Here is an 18,793-nt window from a genome sequence, read left to right as displayed (position 1 = left end):
CCCCGGGGCTCCCGTGGCTCGCCGCCCTCGCCGGCAACCTTCCTGCCCCCGGCCCCCTGCTCGTGGGTGCCGTCGCCGTGACGGCCGCCGCCNCTGCGGCCGAGCTCTGCGCCCGGCGCCTCGGCCGGGGTGCGGTCGGCATGGGCGACGTCAAGCTCCTCGGCTGCTGGGCCGCGCTCCTCGGCTGGGGGCCGGCCGTGGCCGCCATGGCCGCCGGGCTCTGCCTCGGCGCGGCCGTTGCCGCCCTGCGCGGGCGGGCCACGTTCGCCGTGGGCCCGTGGGCGTGCCTCGCGGGCGTCGTCGCCGCATTCCTCTGCGCCTTCGGACCGGTGATACTATCGTTCAGGTGAAACCGGCGAGACGGGGGGAGGGGGAGCCCCATGGAACATAACGGCATGGTCGTGCACGACGACTGCGACCACGTGCTCTTCGTGGGCTTCTCCGGCGCCGGCAAGTCCACGGTGGCCCGCAACCTCGGCCACATGTTCCACCGGCGCTACGTGGACACCGACCGCCTCGTCGAGCGCCGGCNCCACGGCTCGCTGCCCGTGCTCTGGCACTCGAGGGGCGAGGCGGCGTTCCGCGACGCGGAGGCCGGGGTGCTCGAGTCGCTCAAGGCCGAGAAGTCGCTCCTTGTCTCCTGTGGGGGCGGCACCGTGGAAAGCGGGCGCAACCGGAGGCTCATGGGGGAGCTCGGCCACGTGGTCTTCCTCGACGGCACGTTCGAGGACTCNCTCGCCCAGATGCGGTCCATGCGGCGCAGGCCCGACCTCGTCGACCTCGCCCACGCCGCCAACGTGTACGAGCTCAGGCGCCCGCTCTACGAGAGCGTGTGCGACTATCGCGTGATCATTACCGGCAAGACGTTCGAGGAGGTCGCCTGTGAGTGCGGCGCCCTGCTCTGGGAGGAGGGGCTGCTGTGAGCGAGGAGACCGTGAACGACACGGCCGGGGCCGTCGAGGGGGTCTCGCCGGCCTCCCCGGACGCCGGTGCGGGGGCCGTGGCCCCGCTGCGCCAGACGGTGTCCGCCAACGGCGCCTCGTGCGACGTGCGGGTGGGCGACGGCGTGCTCGACAGGTTCGGCCGCGACCTGCGGGTCTGCTGCGNCCGCACCGGCACCGCCGCCCTCCTTGTGGAGGAGGGGGCGGACCCGGGCCTCGTGGAGTCGCTCCGCCGCCTCGTGACCGACGCCGGGTTCCTCGTGCGGCGCCTGCCGGACGTGCCGGCCGCCGACGCCGCGGATGCGTCGCGCCTGCCCGGCCTCTGGGAGGCGCTCGGCTCATCCGGCGTCACCTCCTCCGACGCCCTCGTGGCCGTCGGGGGCAGGGCCACGCTGTCGTTGGCGTCGTTCGCCGCGAGCACCTGGTGCGGCGGGACCCCGCTGGCCTGCGTGCCCCTGTCCCTCGACGCGCTCGTGCTCTGCCCTGCCCTGCCGCTGCCGCTCTCCTCGGGCGGCGAGGGGGCCATGGTCTCGGCGCGCTGCCGCATGGCCATGTGCTACGCCGAGCCCGGGACCCTGGGCATCGCCGCCCTCACGCCGGGCAACGTCGCCGGCCGCGCCGCCATGGTGGCGGCCGCCGTGTGCGAGTCCCGCGACGCCTTCAACACCCTCGTGATGCGCTCGGAGGCCATGGCCGCCGGCGACGCGGCGGCCATGGCCGGGCAGGCCCTCGAGGCCGCCCGCGGCGTGGGTCGCGTCAACGCGTCCACGTCCGTGGCCGTGCGCCGGTCGCTCTCCTACGGCGAGACCTTCGCCCGGGCCCTCGGGCGCTTCCTGCCCGGGGTGGGCTGGGGCCTCCGGCTCGGCGAGGGCCTGCGTTTCGCGGCACGGCTCGCCGTGGGTGCCGTGGAGGGCGACGTCGACCTCGTCTTCGCCCAGGACGCCCTGCTCGACCGCCTGTCGGTGCCCGAGGTGCCCTGCGCCCTCGACCCGGCGGCGCTCGGTCGCGCCTTCCGCGAGGAGGAGCTCGCCCGAACCAACCGCGCCATGGTGGCGCTGCCCCACGCCGTGGGGCGCGTGCGCATGGCCGCCGTGGACGACGCCGTGCTCGCCGAGCACCTCGACGCGTGGTGCGCGGCGAGGTCGATCCTGTGAACCGCGCCCGGGGACGGGCAGGAGAGAAAGGGGAGTGCCGCATGTCCGAGGCACAGCAAGGAAGGGTCGCGCGCCTGCGCGCCCTCATGGGGGAGCGGGGCTACGACGCCGTGGTCCTGCGCAACAACGCCGACCTTAGGTGGCTTACCGGAGCCGAGCGCACCTTNGACGACGAGGTGGCCCACACCGCGGTGGTGACGGCCGACACGCTGCTGCTCCACACCGACTCGCGCTACTACAACACCTTCATGGAGCGCCTCGGGCCCGACGGCCCCTGGGAGGTCGACATGGGGAGGACGCCCCACGCCGCCTGGGCCGCCCGCGCCCTCGCCTCCGCCCGGGCCTGCGTGGCCGCGGTGGAGGACACCGTCGCCGTGGGGTTTGTGGACGACCTCGCCCGCGGCCTCGACGCCGAGTCGTGGGCCTGTCTCATGCCCCGGCTCCACGGCGCCATCTCGCGCCTGCGCATGGTCAAGGACGACGAGGAGCTCGCCCTGCTCCGCCGCGCCCAGGAGATCACCGACGCGGCTTGGGAGCACATCCGCTCCTACGTGCGCCCCGGCATGAGCGAGCTTGAGATCCGCGCGGAGCTCGAGCGCTCCATGTTCGAGCACGGCGCCGAGGCCGTCTCGTTCGACTCCATCGTCGCCGCCGGCCCCCAGGGGGCCAACCCCCACGCCCAGCCCGGCGACTACCGCGTGCGGGAGGGCGACTTCGTCACCATGGACTTCGGCGCCCTCTACCACGATTACCACGCCGACATGACCCGCACCCTCGTGGTGGGGGAGCCCTNTGAGAAACAGCGCGAGGTCTACNACGTCGTGCGCCGGGCCCACGAGGAGGNCGCCGCGGCCGTCAGGGCCGGCGTCGTCGGCGCCGACATCCACCGCATCGCCCAGCGCGTCATCGAGGAGGCCGGCTACGGCGAGTACTTCGGCCACGGCCTTGGCCACGGGGTGGGGGTCGAGATCCACGAGGACCCCAACTTCAGCCTCCGGTGGGAGGAGCCCGTCCCCGAGGGGNCCGTCGTGACCATCGAGCCGGGCATCTACATCCCTGGCGAGTTCGGCNTACGCATCGAGGACACCGGCGTGGTGACCGCCGACGGCTACGAGCCCTTCACCCGCCTCGGCCACGAGCTGGAGTCCGCCAGGGGCTAGGTTCGGCCCGTCGGTTCCATATTCTATGGACATGGTTAAACGCCCCATGGGCAGCCCGTCGGCGCCCGTGGGGCGTCCCCTTCTGCCGGTGCCGGGGAGGGCCGCCCAGCGCTACCGCGGGGCCCATGGAGAATGGAAAAAGGTCAACGCAAACGGAAAGTTGGGTACACTGAAATACCAACGGACCGGATAATATATCGAAAGCATATCCGACGGTCTGGCGCCACGTCGGTGCAGATGAACACTGATTTATGGTCATCTTTTGACTATTTGAGCAGAACCTTAATATGTAAAAAATGACCATTATATCTTCATTTGTGCGTTAAATCAACGAAAATGCGCCGCAAAAACCTATCACGGAAAAAATCCGCCTCCTCGCCACCCCGTCGGGGTGCCTGGGCTATAGTTCANGAAGGTTTTTGTACATGTAAACGACAAGGATAATTTTAGGAGGTTATGTGATGGTAGGTATTGTCCTGGCAAGTCACGGCAAATTCGCCANCGNCATCCNGCAGTCCGGCTCCATGGTCTTCGGCGACCAGGAGAACGTGGCCGCGGTCACCCTGATGCCCAGCGAAGGCCCCGACGACTTCAGGAAGAAGCTGGAGGAGGCTNTCAGCGGCTTCGACGAGGACGCCCAGGAGGAGGTCCTCTTCCTGGTCGACCTGTGGGGCGGCACCCCCTTCAACCAGTGCAGCGCGTTCGCCGACGGCCACGACCAGTGGGCCATCGTCACCGGGCTCAACCTGCCCATGCTCATCGAGGCCTACACCGGCCGCTTCTCCCTGGGCACCGCCCACGAGATCGCGACCAAGGTGTTCGTCGAGGGCCGCCGCGGCGTCCGCGTGAAGCCGGAGTCGCTGCAGCCCAAGCCCANGGGGGGCGCTGCCGCGGCCGCTTCCTCCGCCGGCTCCGCCGCGCTGCCCGAGGGCACCGTGGTGGGCGACGGCCAGATGNAGCTCGTGCACACCCGCATCGACTCGCGCCTGCTCCACGGCCAGGTGGCCACCAACTGGGCCCGCTCGGTGGGCTGCAACCGCATCATCGTCGTCTCCGACGCCGTGGCCCACGACGACCTGCGCAAGTCGCTCATCGTCGAGGCCGCCCCTCCGGGAGTCAAGGCCAACGTCACCACCATCGCGCAGTTCGTCAAGTGCTACAACGACCCGCGCTTCGGCGACGTCAAGGCCCTGGTCCTCTTCGAGAACCCCGAGGACACCCTCGCGGTCGAGGAGGCCGGCGTGCCCATCAAGCACATCAACGTCGGCTCCCTGGCGCACTCCGCCGGCAAGACCATGATCTCGCAGGCCNNCGCGGTCAGCGAGNAGGACGNCCAGNCCTTCGTCGCGCTCCGCGACAACGGCACCACGTTCGACACCAAGAAGGTTCCTTCTGACGGCGGCGAGGACCTCTTCGCCCTCATCCAGAAGAACAACATGATGCCGTAGCCACTCGGCTCTCTAGAAGGATGCAAAAGGAGGATTCATGGACATCCTTTCCGCCGTACTCATCTTCGTGATCGCCTTCCTGGCGGGCATGGAGTCGGTGCTCGACCAGTTCGAGCTGCACCAGCCCATCATTTCCTGCACTCTGATCGGCCTGGTCACCGGCCACCCCGTCGATGGCATCATACTCGCCGGCACCCTCCAGCTCATTGCCCTTGGCTGGATGAACATCGGCGCCGCCGTCGCCCCCGACGCGGCCCTCGCCGGCGTCTCCTCGGGCATCTTCGTGTGCCTCAAGGGCATGGGCGTGCAGGAGGNCGTCGCCGTCGCCATCCCCATGGCCGTCGCCGGCACCGTGCTCACCATCTTCGTCCGTACCATCACCGTGGGCTTCGCCCACGGCGCCGACGCCGCCGCCGCTCGCGGCAACGTCGGGGGCGTCGAGGCCTACCTCTGGCTCTCCGTGGCCTGCCAGGGCCTCCGCATCGCNNTCCCGGCCATGNTCATCATGGCCATCCCCGCCGAGGCCNTTCAGGCCGCCNNGGCCGCTATCCCCGAGTGGATCACCACCGGCCTGTCCACCGCCGGCGGCTTCATCGTCGTCGTCGGTTACGCCATGGTCATGAACATGATGGCCACCGCCAAGGTCTGGCCGTTCTTCTTCCTCGGCTTTGCCCTCGCCTCCGTGTCCGAGCTCGGCCTGATCGCCATGGGCATCATCGGTGTGGCCCTCGCCTTCGTCTACCTCGACCTCTCACCCGAGTTCAACGGCGGCGGCAACGGTGGCGCGGCTGCGGCCACCGCCGGCGGCGGCTCCGACCCGCTCGACGACATCCTGAACGACTACGAGTAAGACGAGGGAGGATTGAAACCAATGGCTGAGACCAAGAACGAGATTACCCTTGACCTCAAGGACCGCCGCGCGGTCTGGATGAGGACCTGGCTNCTTCAGGCCAACTGGAACTACGAGCGCATGCAGAACGTCGGCTGGTGCTACGCGATGATTCCGGCCATGAAGAAGCTCTACAAGGACCCCGAGGAGCAGAAGGCGTTCCTGAAGCGCCACCTCGAGTTCTTCAACACCCACCCCTACGTGGCCGCCCCCGTCTGGGGCGTGGAGCTCTCCCTCGAGGAGAACCGCGCCAACGGCGCCCCTGTCGACGACGCCGCCATCCAGGGCGTCAAGATCGGCATGATGGGCCCGCTCGCCGGCGTCGGCGACCCCATCTTCTGGGGCACCCTGCGCCCGGTCATCGGCGCCTTCGCCGCGTCGCTGGCCCTCACCGGCANNATCCTCGGCCCCATCCTGTTCTTCGTGCTGTGGAACGTCATCCGCATGGCCTTCCTCTGGTACACCCAGGAGTTCGGCTACAAGGCCGGCGCCTCCATCACCAAGGACCTCTCCGGCGGCCTGCTGCAGCGCGTCACCACCGGCGCCTCCGTGCTCGGCATGTTCATCATGGGCGTGCTGATCCCNCGCTGGNCCTCNNTCGACATGTCCTCCGTGGTCTTCTCCACCGCCGACATGGGCTCCACCACCAACGCCTTCCCGGCCGTGGACGAGCTCGTCTCCGCCCTCAACGGCGTTGCCAACGGCGGCACCGTCACCCCGGACGTCATGGCCAACGGCCTCAACAGCTTCCAGGGCATCGCCTCCCAGGGCTACAGCATCGTGGAGAACGCCGCCGCCGCCTCCCAGTCCGACNCCGGCGTGTGGCGCCTCATGAGCACCACCACCCTCCAGAGCGTCCTCGACCAGCTCCTGCCCGGTCTCCTGCCGCTCTGCCTGACCTTCCTCTGCATGTGGCTCCTCAAGAAGAAGGTCAACCCCATCGCGATCATCTTCGGCCTCTTCGCAGTGGGCATCCTCGGCGCCCTCGTGGGCATCTTCTAAGAGCCTGCACAGAGATCGCTCGCATCGAGGGCGGGGTCTTCCGGGACCCCGCCCTTCCCTGTAGCGCGCCGGGCCCGACCCGGGACCATGGGTTAGGATTGCACTCGTTCCAGACATCCAGGGAGGTGGGACCGTGTTCGGCAAGAAGGACGACATCTCGGCCATCGAGGAGGACGGCGTCCGGACCAAGGAGGACCCCGGCGAGCTCAACCGCCGGGTGGACCTCGTCGTGAACGCCAACAGCTTCGCCTCGGCCGTGTTCCCCAAGACCGGCAGGCTCATCCTGGGCGACGTGGGTCTCGAGTTCAGGGCCGACTCCGGCGTCGGCTTCANCCAGATCCCCTGGCCGAGCGTGGAGGAGGTCAAGGTGGACATCGTAGCCAACAACTATGTCCGCGCCATCACCGTCTCCACCNCCGACTGCNCGCCGCTGGAGTTCGTGGTGTCGGACGGCAAGAACCTCGTCCGGTGCCTGGCCGGGCACGTGGGCCGCGAGCGGCTCGTGCAGGCCACCCACGCCACCGGGGAGGTGGGCGACGCCGTCAGGCGCCGCGTGGGCAGGCTCTTCTCCCGCGGCAGGGGGGAGGAGTAGGGGAGGTTCGTCCCTCCTTCTGCACCGCCGCGACACAGCCAGGGCCTATACTTGACCCCCGTACGTGGCGAGAACCGCCGAGAGCTCTGTGTTAGAAAGCGAGTCACCAGTGGCAACCATCAGCACCGCAGATTTCAAGAACGGCATGGGCCTCCGGATCAAGGACAAGATCTACACCATCGTCGAGTTCCAGCACGTCAAGCCCGGCAAGGGGGGCGCCTTCGTCCGCTACAAGATCCGCGACCTCAAGAGCGGCCGCGTGATCGACCAGACCTGCAACGCCGGCTCCAAGTTCGAGAACGTCCAGCTCGTCACCAAGGAGTATCAGTACCTCTACAACGACGGCNAGGACTACTACTTNATGGACAACGAGACCTACGAGCAGCTGCCGCTGTCCGCCGACTACNTCGGNGACAACGCCAAGTGGCTCCTCGAGAACGAAGTCTGCCAGCTCCTGTACGCGGACGACGAGCTCCTCGGCGTGACCCCGCCCATGTTCATCGAGTGCGAGATCACCGAGACCGACCCCGGCTTCAAGGGCGACACCGTCCAGGGCGGCACCAAGCCCGCCGTCATCGAGACCGGTGCCCAGATCCAGGTGCCCATGTACCTCAACGTGGGCGAGAGGATCAAGGTCGACACCCGCGACGGCAAGTTCGTCTCCCGCGTCTAGCACCCAAGGCCCTGCCAGGCGCGGCCCGCGGCANAAGCCCGGGCCGNGCCTTCTTTGNGGCCGGGCCAGTCCGGCGGCTCAGGGGCCGCGGATTGGGCATTTATCGGGAATCAGGCGCCCTGCGTCTATACTTGACGCGGCAGACCNCAGTTTGCGGGCGCACGAGCGCAGGAAAGGACCAGGAACATGGCCAACGAGCTCTCCATCGATGGCTTTGCCATCTCCACCAACGTCNTCGCAACCATCGTCACCATCGCCGCCGAGAAGGTCGACGGCGTGGCCTACGTCAACGGGCACAACGTCGCCACGAGCCTCATCACTATGTTCACCTCCAAGCCCACCGTGGCCGAGGACACGGTGGAGTGCGAGGTCACCGACGGCAAGCTCGACGTGACGCTGCCCATCGCCGTCTTCTTCGGCTACACCTTCCCCGAGGTGGCCCAGGGCGTGCGCGAGGCCGTCGCCAACGCCGTCACCACCCAGATCGGCGTGCCCGTGGGCGCCGTGAACATCCGCATCGACGAGCTCGTNTTCCCCAAGGAGTAAGCGTTGTCCAAGTCCCATCTCTCCGGCCGCCTCCTCGCCCGCGCCCAGGCCCTCCAGGTCCTCTTCCAGGCGGAGGCCACCGGCCGCCCCGTCGACCGCATCCTCGCCGACGAGTACGTGGTCACCGACGGGCCTATCGACGACTACGGCCGCGACCTCGCCCTGGCCGTGTACGACCGCCGCGGCGACCTCGACCTCGTCCTCGGCACCGTGGCCCGCAACTGGTCCGTCGGGCGCATGGCCTCGGTGGACCGCAACATCCTCCGCATCGCCCTCTACGAGCTCCTCTACGAGGAGGCCGTGGGCGACGCCGTGGCCATCGACGAGGCCGTGCGTCTCTCCAAGGTCTTCGGCGGAGACGACTCCTTCTCGTTCGTGAACGGCGTCCTCGGGCGCCTCCAGCGCGACATGGGTTCCGGCGTGGACCTCGTGGCCCGCGCCCGCGAGCAGCGCGCCGCCCAGGAGGCCGAGGCCCTCGCGGCCCAGGCGGCCGAGGCCGGCGCCGACCAGGAGCTCCAGGCCGAGGCCGACGACGCCGCGGCCGCCGACGACGCCGCGGCGGAGGCCGTAGACGCCGACGTGGCGGGGGCCTGACGTGGGCGCCCGCTCGGAGCGCGCCCACCGCGGCTTCGATGAGGTCACCGACCGCCTCGACCAGATCGTGAGCGACGTGCGCGCCAAGGACACCTCCCTCGAGCGCTCCCTCGACCTCTTCGACGAGGCNATCGCCCTCGGCTCCAAGGCCGTGGAGCTCGTGGACCGCACGGACTTCTCGCCCGCCGAGAAGGAGCGGATGGCCGGCCTCGCCGCCGAGGACCTCGTGAGGGCTCAGGAGGGGGCCGGCGGCCAGGTCGCCGCGGAGCTCCTCGACGGGCGCGCGTCCGAAGGTCCCGCCATGGCCGTGCCGGGGCACCCCGAGGGCGCGGACGAGGCCCAGGCGGCCATGGGGCGCGCCGTGGACGACGCCGACGACGGGGCCTGGGCCGACGGGCCGAAGGAGGGTTAGGCGTGCCCAGGCGGCGTCGGCTCGACGACGAGCTGGTGGCTCAGGGCCTCTTCTCCTCCCGTGACGAGGCCATGCGGGCGGTCCTCGCCGGAGACGTGTCCGGCGCCGGGTTCCGCTACTCCGCGCCCGGCGACCAGGTGGTGCCGGGGTGCGAGCTCCACGTGCGCGCGCAGCGCCCCCATGTGAGCCGCGGCGCCGAGAAGCTCGCCGCGGCCCTCGACGCCTTCTCGGTGGACCCCGCGGGACTCTCCTGCCTCGACGTGGGTTGCTCCACGGGCGGCTTCACCGACCTCCTCCTGGAGCGTGGCGCCGCATCGGTGGACGCCGTGGACGTGGGCTATGCGCAGTTCGCTTGGAGCCTCCGGGGCGACCCCCGGGTGAGGCTCCACGAGCGCACGAACATCTGCGACCTCCCCGGGCGCGACGACGCCCCGGACCCCGTGGACCTGGCCGTGTGCGACGTGTCGTTCACCTCGGTNACCTCGGTCGTGGGNGCCGTGCGCTCCCTCNTGAAGGAAAGGGGCACCTTCATCGTCCTCGTGAAGCCGCAGTTCNAGGCCGACCCTGCGGACGTGGGGGAGGGGGGCGTCGTCCGCGACCCCGCCGTCCGCCTCGCCGCCGTCGAGCGTGTGGCCGACGCCCTCGACGGGTGCGGCCTCGCCGTCCAGGGCTGGGTCCCGAGCCCCATCAAGGGGGCCAAGGGCAACCAGGAGCACCTCCTCGTCGCCCGCGAGGGTGCCACGCCCCGTCCGCTTGTCTGCACCCTTAGAGACGTCTGACAGGAGGCGCCGCCATGGAGGTCCTGCTCGTCCCCAACTACTCGCGCGCCCAGGCCGTCGAGGGCGCCCGGATGCTTGCCCGCTACCTCGAGGGGCAGGGCGTGGGCGTCCGCTGGGTGCGCGACGGCGAGCGCGCCCCCCTCGGGGCGGTCACGGCCGAGGGCGCCGACCTCGTGGTGTCCCTGGGCGGCGACGGCACGCTGCTCCGCGCCGCCGGGATCGTCATGTACTCCGGCGTCCCCATCCTGGGTTTGTCCTACGGCCATCTGGGGTTTCTCACCGGCGCCGGCTCCGACCACGTCGTCGCCTCGGTGGCGGCGGCCCTCGCCGGCGAGCTCCATGTGTCGAGACGCGCCACGCTCTCGGTGGACGTCGGCTTCGGCGACGCCGAGGGGCGCGCGCCCGTGGAGGAGTGGCGCCGGGGGGTCTTCTGCCTCAATGAGATGGCCCTCTCGCGTGGCGCCATGGGCAACCTCGTGGAGTTCGACGTCTCGGTGTCGGGCAGCCCCATCGACCGCCTCAGGGCCGACGGCTTCGTGGTGGCCACGGCCACCGGCTCCACCGGCTACGCGCTCTCCGCGGGCGGCCCCATCGTGACCCCCGAGTTCAACGGCATGGTCAACGTGCCCGTGGCGCCGCACACCATCCTGGCGAACGCGTTCCTCACCTCGCCGTCGGACGTCGTGGAGCTGTCCATGACGCCGGAGCGCCCCGTGGAGCGCTGCGTCTTCTGCGACGGGCGCCTCATGGAGGGCCCCGAGGGCCTCGTGCCCATGGTCGTGCGCGTGAGCCGCGGCCCCGGCGACATCGTCCTGCTCGACGACGACACCCACGGTTTCTACCGGAGCGTCTCCCGCGTCTTCTACGGAGGCACCAGATCATGATCGACGCCATACACGCCACCGACGTCGCGCTCATCCGCGACGCGTCCATCACCTTCTCCGACGGCCTCACCGTCATCACCGGCGAGAGCGGCTCGGGAAAGACCGCCCTGCTCTCGGCCGTGAAGCTCCTCGTGGGCGAGCGGTCCAACGCCGACATGGTGCGCGAGGGCGCCAAGGGTCTCACGGTGGAGGGCCGCTACTTCGCGGGCGACGACGAGGACGGTCACGTGGTCAGGCGCAGGGTGGACGGCCGCGGCCGCAGCCGGGTGACCGTGGACGGCTCAATCTCCTCGGTGAGGGAGCTGGCGGAGACCCTGGGCNCCNCCGTGGACCTCTGCNGCCAGCACGAGCACCAGCGGCTCCTCTCGGCCGCCCACCACGCCGAGCTCCTCGACGCCTGGGTGGGCGCGCCCATGGACGCCGCGAAGGGGTCCTACCGGGAGGCCCTGGCCGCCGCCCGCGCCGCCGCCCGGGAGCTCAACCGCGTGCTCGAGCTCNGGCGCACCGCCGCCGACCGCCTGGACCAGGCCCGCTACGAGCTCGACCGCATCGACGCCGTGGGGCCCGGCGAGCGCGAGCTCGAGGAGTTGGCCGAGCGTCTGCCCAAGGCCGAGAACGCCGAGATGCTCATGCGCGCCGCGAACGACGCCTACCGGGCCGTGACCGCCGACGACGGCGTGGCCGACCGCCTGTCCGAGGCCGTGCGGGACCTGCGCCAGGCATCCTCGGCCGACCCGGCCCTCGAGGGGTTCGCCGCCTCGCTGGAGTCAGCCCTCATCGAGGCCGCNGACGTGGCCGCGTCGCTGCGCGCCTACCGCGACGCCCANGNCCTCGACCCNGCCGAGCTCGCGTCCATGCAATCGCGCCAGGCCGAGCTCCAGGGCCTCATGCGCACCTTCGGCCCCACCATGGCCGACGTCCTCGCCCGCNGCGCCGCCNNGGCCGAGGTCGTGGAGGCCGCCGAGGGCACCGGCGAGGCCGAGGCCGCGGTCCGGGCGGCCGTCGACGCCGCAGAGCGGGAGCTCGCCGAGCGGGCCGCCGAGGTGGACCGCCTGCGGGCCGAGGCCGCCGCCGGGCTGTCCGAGGCCGTGACGGCGCAGATGGGGCGCCTCATGATGGGCGGTGCCTCGCTCGAGGTGGCCGTGACCCCGCTGGCCCGCGACGAGTGGACCGCCGCCGGCCCCAGCTCCGTGGAGCTCATGTACCGGCCCGGCGAGGCCATGGCGCCCCGGCCGCTGCGCAAAGTGGCCTCTGGCGGCGAGGTGAGCCGCGTGACCCTGGCCTGCAAGGTGGTGCTCGGCGACGCCGACGAGGTGGAGACCCTCGTGTTCGACGAGGTGGACGCCGGCGTGGGCGGCACCACGGCCGTGGCCCTGGCCCAGGTGCTCTCGGACCTCGCGGGGAGCCACCAGGTGGTCTGCGTGACGCACCTCCCCCAGGTGGCCGTGGCCGGCGACGCCCACTTCGTGGTGCGCAAGGTGGAGGGTGCCGACGGTGTGCCCGAGACCCGCATCGAGGAGGTGGACGGCGAGGAGCGCGTGGCCGAGATCGCCCGCATGCTGGCGGGCGACGAGTCCGAGGCGAGCCTCGCCCACGCCCGGGAGCTCCTGGCCGACCGAGGCTAGGGGAGGGCCCCTGAATAAGACAGGAGCGACGCGCCGCCCGGTATCGGGTCGCGCGCCGCTCGTCGCTTCGTGCCATTCGGGCATCCTCAGCGGTGGAAACAAGCGCACCAATCAATTAGTAGATATAACAGCAATTTGCCAATTATATCGGAAATACTATATTTGATTTCTCGAAATGGGCTGAGACCAGAAAAGGTATATTAATGCAAAGTAATTAGCTGTTTTTACGTCCAGCAGAAGCTGGAGGTAGTATGTTCAAACAAAGAAATAAAATAATACCTAGTCTCCTCCTTTTGCTTCTATTGTCTAGTTTGCCCACGTATGCGAATGCGGTGCCGAGCCTACCAGATGATCTGAATAGGGGTATTGCAGCAGAGGCTACGAGTTCAGTTTCACCAGAAAGTCGTTCTGTTCTCTTGGACGGGGTTCTGGATACGTATATGTCCTTCTATTGCTACGTAAACCCTGCTCATAATCGCAGAGAGTTTAATCAAACTTACAAGAGGTTATATTTCGGCCATAGCTACACGAGACTTAACAAAGATTTGATTATCGGTTCCATGAGTGGTTACCCTTGCCCAGTTGACCCCTCTCATGGAGGCGACTGCTACGACTTGAAGTGCCAATATAGGGTTTGGTGATTATGGTGAGTGATTCTGTCGTCAAGAATGGACATTTCGGTTTAGTTGTTGCTTTGGTTCCGTGTACTTCCCTTTTTGTCCTAGGCGAATCTGCTCTTGCTCAGACTGGGGCTGGGGGAGCATCAGGTTCCACCTCTATCATCCAAGGCCGGTCAGCAGCTGAAGAGGTTGTTGATACATATTGTACATTTGACGGGATTATAGGATGAGTCCCATATAACCGTTATAGGTTTGGTGACACATACAAGGTGATTTCATTTAGGAACACTTATAATTTTGTTGGTGTCGAGAGGGTCGGCGAGCCGGAGTTTAAATCCTCTAAACTTGATGGATCAAGTACTTTCAAAATAAATGGAAATGGTGCAATCGGTTGGGTAACAACTTGGAAGTGTATTTATTCGGTTAGGTAAAGTGGCTTCGTAGAGAGAAGGTCGCGCCATGGTGGGCTCTGCAAGGATTCGTGTCGCCTCAGCCCTCGTCGTGGCCGGGGCCTGGCTCCTCTCGCTCCCGCTTGCGGAACCGACGCTTCGTGGGTTCTTCTTCATCCTCGGCACCGAGGGGGTGGCCTCGGCCTCTTTCGGCGANCTGGCGCTGGCATACGGTCCNGCGGTCGTCGCNGCGGCGGTCGTCTCCCCGTTGCTGGTCGCCGTCCAGGGGTTCTTCGTCGCGCGGTTCNTCCGCGGCGACGACTCGGTCCCCCTGTCCNNTGGGGCNCGCCGGGGTGTGCGGCTCGCGNTGGCGGCGGTGGTGGCCGCCTACGGCGCCCTCGTCCTCTGGAGCCTCTCCCATACTGGCCTCGCCTCGGCGGAGCTGTGGGCGACGGTGGTGTTCGGGATGGGGTACCGTGCCCCCATGGTGGCGCCGTTCCCGAGCCTCTGCGCCTTGGTGGGCATCCTAGCGGCCATGGGATGGGGGCGCAAAGCCCCGATTGCCGAGCCTTTGGCCTGATCTTGCGTTTGCCCATGCGCCTGAAAGCGATTGAGGGTACGTGCCTCGCACGTACCCTCAATCGCTTTCAGGCGCAGCGGACGCCCGCGTGCCGCGAGGCGATCCCTGCCGTTAACGGTGGTAGTAGCCCAGCCCCTCGTAGCGGGGCTCGCAGCACACGTTGATGCCGAGCTTCCGGTAGACGCTCTCGTCGGCCTCCGAGAGGATGACCGAGAAGAACGCGTCGCAGCCCTTGAGGCTGGCGAGGCCCTCGAGCACGGNGGCTGCCACCTCGTCGGTGGCCGACGACTGCGAGAGGGCGATGAGCGTCTCGTCGGAGTGCAGGCGCGGGTTGTGTCCGTGGAGGAAGCGGGTCTTGAGGCGGCAGATGGGCTCGAGGGCGTCCTCGGCGATCACCGGGGTGTCGGGGTCCACCCCGGTCACGGCCTTGCAGGCGTTGAGGAGCGTGGAGCTCGCGGCACCGAGGAGGTCGGAGGTGCGGCCCGTGACCACGGTTCCGTCCGGAAGCTCGAGGGCCCCCGCGGGCGCCCCGGTGGTCTCGGCCTTGAGGAGGGCGGCGCTCCTCGCCGGCAGCAGGTCGGCGTCCACGCCGGCCTGCTTCATGAGGAGCTCCAGGCGGGCCTGGGCGTCCTGGCCGTCGCCGGTGCGCTTGACGTGGCAGGCGGCTTGGAAGTAGCGGCGCACGATCTCGCGGCACGAGGCCTCGCGGCACGCCCCGTCGTCGGTGATGGCCGAGCCCACCATGTTGACGCCCATGTCGGTGGGGCTCATGTAGGGGCTCTCGCCGGCGATACGCTCCATGAGGGCGCGGACCACGGGGAACACCTCGACGTCGCGGTTGTAGTTGGTGCAGGTCTTCCCGTAGGCCTCCAGGTGGAACGGGTCGATGATGTTGGAGTCGCNGNGGTCGGCCNTGGCCGCCTCGTAGGCCACGTTCACCGGGTGGGTGAGGGGCAGGTCCCACACGGGGAACGTCTCGTACTTGGCGTAGCCGGCCGAGACGCCCCGGCGGTGCTCGTGGTAGAGCTGGGAGAGGCACGTGGCGAGCTTGCCGGAGCCGGGACCCGGGGCCGTGACCACCACGAGGGGCTTGGAGCACGGCAGATACTCGTTCTTGCCGAAGCCCTCGTCGGAGACGATGCGGTCGATGTCGTGGGGGTAGCCCTCGATGGTGAGGTGCAGGGCGCAGGGGNTGCCGAGNGTGGCCAGGCGCCGGCGGAAGGCGTCGGCGGCGGGTTGCCCGGCATAGCGCGTGAGGACGACGCCGGCCACGGGGACCTGCTGGGAGCGGAAGAAGTCGGCCANGCGCAGGGCGTCCTCGTCGTAGGTGATGCCGAGGTCGCCGCGCACCTTGGACTTCTCGATGTCCTGGGCGTTGATGGCGATGACCACCTCGAGCTGGTCGCGGAGCGTCGTGAGCATCTGGAGCTTGGCGTCGGGCTCGAAGCCGGGCAGCACGCGCGAGGCGTGGTAGTCGTCGATGAGCTTGCCGCCGAACTCCAGGTACAGCCTGCCGCCGAACTGCCCGATGCGATCGCGGATCCNCTCCGCCTGGAGCCTCACGTAGGCGTCGTTGTCAAAGCCCGTCTCCATGGGGCCCCCTTCTCTCGTGTTTGCACAGGTGCGATTATGGGCCAGGACCGGCTTGTGCGCTGGGCTCATTACCATCCCATGAACTCGGGGACGCCCTTCGGGGGACCGGGGCGCCCGTATTAGAATGAGGTTCCGTAGGGACCCGTTCATTTTCAGTGAAAGNGCAGGTAGAACCATATGACCAAGCACGTCTTCGTCACCGGCGGCGTCGTCTCCTCATTGGGCAAGGGCATCACCGCCGCCTCCCTCGGACGACTGCTGAAGTCCCGCGGCTACAAGGTCATGATGCAGAAGGCCGACCCGTACCTGAATGTCGACCCCGGCACCATGAGCCCGTTCCAGCACGGCGAGGTCTTCGTCACCCAGGACGGCAAGGAGACCGACCTCGACCTCGGCCACTACGAGCGCTTCATCGACGAGAACCTCACCCGCACCTCCAACTTCACCACCGGCCTCATCTACCAGTCGCTCATCGCCCGCGAGCGCGCGGGCGACTTCCTCGGCGGCACGGTGCAGGTGGTGCCCCATGTAACCAACGCCATCCGCGACAAGTTCCGCANGATCGAGGAGCACACCGACGCCGACGTCGTGATCACCGAGCTTGGAGGCACCATCGGCGACATCGAGGGCCAGCCCTTCGTGGAGGCCATGCGCCAGTTCCGCAACGAGAAGGGCCCGGCCGACGTCTGCTTCATCCACGTGAGCCTCGTGCCCTACATCAGCGCCGCCCACGAGGTGAAGACCAAACCCACCCAGCACTCGGTCAAGGAGCTCCGCTCCCTGGGCATCCAGCCCNACTTCATCGTCTGCCTCAGCGACCACGAGGTCGACGAGGCCATCCGCGCCAAGATCGCCAACGTCTGCGACGTCCCGGCCGACCATGTCTTCGAGAACTCCGACTGCCCGTCCATCTACGACGTCCCCATGCACCTCGCCGAGCAGGGGTTCGACGTGGAGGTCTGCGAGCGCCTGGGCCTCGAGCCCCGCGAGCTCAAGATCGGGGACTGGACGGCATTCACCCGCGCTATGCACGCGGCCGACGCCCAGTCCGACACCGTGCGCGTCGCCGTCGTGGGCAAGTACACCCAGCTGCCCGACGCCTACCTCTCCATCATCGAGGCCCTGCACCACTCCGGCGTCTACTTCNGCCGNCACGTGGAGGTCCAGCTGGTTGACGGCGAGAACCTCACGGCCGACGACGTCGAGGAGGTCCTGGGGTCCGCCGACGGCATCCTCGTGCCCGGCGGCTTCGGCGTGCGCNGCCTCGAGGGCAAGATCCTGGCCGCCGAGCGCGCCCGCACCCGCAAGGTGCCCTTCCTCGGCATCTGTCTCGGCATGCAGGTGGCCGTCTGCGANTTCNCCCGCCATGTCGCCGCCATGCCCGACGCCAGCTCCACCGAGTTCGTGCCCGACTGCGAGTACCCGGTCATCGACCTCATGCCCGACCAGGAGGACGTCACCGACATGGGCGGCACCATGCGCCTGGGCGCCTACCCCTGCAAGGTGGCCCCCGGCACCCTGGCCCACGAGGCCTACGGCGAGGACCTCGTCTACGAGCGCCACCGCCACCGCTACGAGGTGAACAACGCCTACCGCGACGAGCTCCGCCAGGCCGGCCTCACCATCTCCGGCGTCTCGCCCGACGAGCGTCTCGTCGAGATGGTGGAGCTCCCCGAGGACGTGCACCCGTGGTTCGTGGCCGCGCAGTTCCACCCCGAGTTCAAGAGCCGCCCCACACACCCGCAGCCGCTGTTCCGCGAGTTCGTGCGCGCCGCGGTGGCCTACCACGACGGCTGCGACCGCCACGGGGTGGAGCCCCCGGCGGACCTCGGGTACTGACCTGTGGACATGGACGTCGCCGTGGGCGCCTTTCTCGACTACCTCGTGGCCGAGAGGGGCGCCTCGTCCAACACGGTGGCCGCCTACGGGCGCGACCTCCGGCGCTACGTCGACGACCTCGCCGAGCACGGCGTGACCGACACCTCCGGCGTCACCCGCGCCGACGTGGAGGGGCACGTCTCGCGGCTCTTTGAGCAGGGGAGGGCCGAGTCGTCGGTCAAGCGCGCCACCTCGGCCGTGAGGTCGTTCCACCGCTTCCTCGTGGCCGACCGCGTGGAGGAGGCCTACCCGGCGGCCGAGGTGCGTGCCCCCAAGCAGGGCGAGCACCTGCCCGACGTGCTCTCGGTGGAGCAGGTCTTCTCCCTCCTGGACCAGCCGTTCCCCGACGACGCCGCCGGCCTGCGCGACCGCGCCATCCTCGAGGTGCTCTACGGCTGCGGCCTGCGTGTCTCCGAGCTCTGCGGCCTGGACCTCCTGCGCGTCTCCCTCGCCGACGGGCTCGTGCGCGTCGTGGGCAAGGGGTCGAAGGAGCGCCTCGTCCCGCTGGTGGGCACCGCCGCCGACACCCTCGCGGTCTACCTCGACCGATCACGGCCCCTGTTGGCCTCCACGGCGTCCGCCGCCGGGCGCAAGGCCGCCTCTCAGGGGGCGGTCTTCCTCAACCGGCGGGGAGGCCGCCTCACGCGTCAGGCCGTCCACGGGCTCTGCGAGCGCTGGGGGCGCTATGCGGGTATCGAGGGGCTGCACCCCCACACCCTGCGCCACAGCTTCGCCACCCACATGCTCCAGGGGGGCGCCGACCTCCGGGCAGTGCAGGAGATCCTGGGTCACGCCGACGTGGCCACCACCCAGCTCTACACCCACCTGGACCAGACCCACCTGCGCGGCGTCTACCTGGGGGCGCACCCCCGGGCTCACGAGCGCTGACGCCGGCATCGCCCCGGTCTGCCCTGACGGCGGTGCCTGGCCCATCTGTCACCCAGCCCCCGATATGCGCCCCTAAGCCATCCCCGGTTGTCGGGGCCCAGCCGTCCGGGGTCTTGCATCAAAGGGGACGGCCTCCCGGCCCGCTG

Annotated in this window: 15 protein-coding genes and 1 pseudogene; 15 read left to right on the top strand and 1 reads right to left on the bottom strand. The window is 68.9% G+C overall.

The window, feature by feature from the left end:
* The first annotated feature begins 380 nt into the window (after positions 1-380).
* From JX283_RS04645 to JX283_RS04585, 13 genes and pseudogenes are all read left to right on the top strand, one after another.
* The gene (locus JX283_RS04645) at positions 381-923 is read left to right on the top strand and encodes a shikimate kinase (RefSeq protein ID WP_204829543.1); all 543 of its coding nucleotides are present in this window, start codon (positions 381-383) and stop codon (positions 921-923) included.
* Positions 924-2,136: 1,213 nt separating this feature from the next.
* Positions 2,137-3,255, top strand: a complete 1,119-nt coding sequence (locus tag JX283_RS04640; protein WP_204829542.1) for a Xaa-Pro peptidase family protein — start codon at positions 2,137-2,139, stop codon at positions 3,253-3,255.
* 461 nt (positions 3,256-3,716) lie between these two features.
* Entirely contained in the window at positions 3,717-4,703 is a 987-nt protein-coding gene (locus tag JX283_RS04635) for a PTS sugar transporter subunit IIB (protein WP_204829541.1), read from the top strand.
* A 37-nt stretch (positions 4,704-4,740) separates the two neighbouring features.
* Positions 4,741-5,553 carry a mannose/fructose/sorbose family PTS transporter subunit IIC gene (locus JX283_RS04630; protein ID WP_204829540.1) on the top strand — a complete coding sequence of 271 codons (813 nt, stop codon included), beginning with the start codon at positions 4,741-4,743 and terminating at the stop codon, positions 5,551-5,553.
* Between the two features lie 21 nt (positions 5,554-5,574).
* A complete protein-coding gene (locus JX283_RS04625; RefSeq protein WP_204829539.1) occupies positions 5,575-6,594 on the top strand; it encodes a PTS system mannose/fructose/sorbose family transporter subunit IID in 1,020 nt (339 codons plus the stop codon).
* Between the two features lie 133 nt (positions 6,595-6,727).
* Positions 6,728-7,186: a DUF956 family protein gene (locus JX283_RS04620; protein WP_204829538.1), complete on the top strand. Its 459-nt coding sequence runs from the start codon at positions 6,728-6,730 to the stop codon at positions 7,184-7,186.
* Positions 7,187-7,295: 109 nt separating this feature from the next.
* Positions 7,296-7,859 carry an elongation factor P gene (gene efp / locus JX283_RS04615; protein ID WP_204829537.1) on the top strand — a complete coding sequence of 188 codons (564 nt, stop codon included), beginning with the start codon at positions 7,296-7,298 and terminating at the stop codon, positions 7,857-7,859.
* A 186-nt stretch (positions 7,860-8,045) separates the two neighbouring features.
* Positions 8,046-8,405 carry an Asp23/Gls24 family envelope stress response protein gene (locus JX283_RS04610; protein WP_204829536.1) on the top strand — a complete coding sequence of 120 codons (360 nt, stop codon included), beginning with the start codon at positions 8,046-8,048 and terminating at the stop codon, positions 8,403-8,405.
* Positions 8,406-8,408: 3 nt separating this feature from the next.
* Positions 8,409-8,999: a transcription antitermination factor NusB gene (nusB, locus tag JX283_RS04605; protein ID WP_204406590.1), complete on the top strand. Its 591-nt coding sequence runs from the start codon at positions 8,409-8,411 to the stop codon at positions 8,997-8,999.
* A 64-nt stretch (positions 9,000-9,063) separates the two neighbouring features.
* A pseudogene (locus JX283_RS08445) lies at positions 9,064-9,189 on the top strand (exodeoxyribonuclease VII small subunit); the annotation flags it as partial.
* A 224-nt stretch (positions 9,190-9,413) separates the two neighbouring features.
* Positions 9,414-10,190: a TlyA family RNA methyltransferase gene (locus tag JX283_RS04595; protein WP_204829535.1), complete on the top strand. Its 777-nt coding sequence runs from the start codon at positions 9,414-9,416 to the stop codon at positions 10,188-10,190.
* A 14-nt stretch (positions 10,191-10,204) separates the two neighbouring features.
* The gene (locus JX283_RS04590) at positions 10,205-11,074 is read left to right on the top strand and encodes an NAD(+)/NADH kinase (RefSeq protein ID WP_204829534.1); all 870 of its coding nucleotides are present in this window, start codon (positions 10,205-10,207) and stop codon (positions 11,072-11,074) included.
* Complete coding sequence (locus JX283_RS04585) at positions 11,071-12,699, top strand: DNA repair protein RecN (protein WP_204829533.1); 1,629 nt, start codon at positions 11,071-11,073, stop codon at positions 12,697-12,699. The genes JX283_RS04590 and JX283_RS04585 overlap by 4 nt, the downstream gene beginning before the upstream one ends.
* A 1,700-nt stretch (positions 12,700-14,399) precedes the next feature.
* On the opposite strand, the gene JX283_RS04580 is transcribed toward JX283_RS04585, so the two are convergent.
* Positions 14,400-15,881: a DUF1846 domain-containing protein gene (locus JX283_RS04580; protein WP_204829532.1), complete on the bottom strand. Its 1,482-nt coding sequence runs from the start codon at positions 15,879-15,881 to the stop codon at positions 14,400-14,402.
* Positions 15,882-16,058: 177 nt separating this feature from the next.
* On the opposite strand from JX283_RS04580, the gene JX283_RS04575 reads away from it, so the two are divergent.
* Positions 16,059-17,720 carry a CTP synthase gene (locus JX283_RS04575; RefSeq protein ID WP_204829531.1) on the top strand — a complete coding sequence of 554 codons (1,662 nt, stop codon included), beginning with the start codon at positions 16,059-16,061 and terminating at the stop codon, positions 17,718-17,720.
* A 9-nt stretch (positions 17,721-17,729) separates the two neighbouring features.
* The gene (locus JX283_RS04570) at positions 17,730-18,647 is read left to right on the top strand and encodes a site-specific tyrosine recombinase (RefSeq protein ID WP_135977457.1); all 918 of its coding nucleotides are present in this window, start codon (positions 17,730-17,732) and stop codon (positions 18,645-18,647) included.
* The last annotated feature ends 146 nt before the right edge of the window (positions 18,648-18,793 follow it).

This window comes from Olsenella sp. CU969 (genome assembly GCF_905219715.1).
GTDB lineage: Bacteria > Actinomycetota > Coriobacteriia > Coriobacteriales > Atopobiaceae > Granulimonas > Granulimonas faecalis.
Note: the sequence above shows the minus strand (reverse complement) of the source record. Positions and strands in the feature narration are given on the sequence as shown.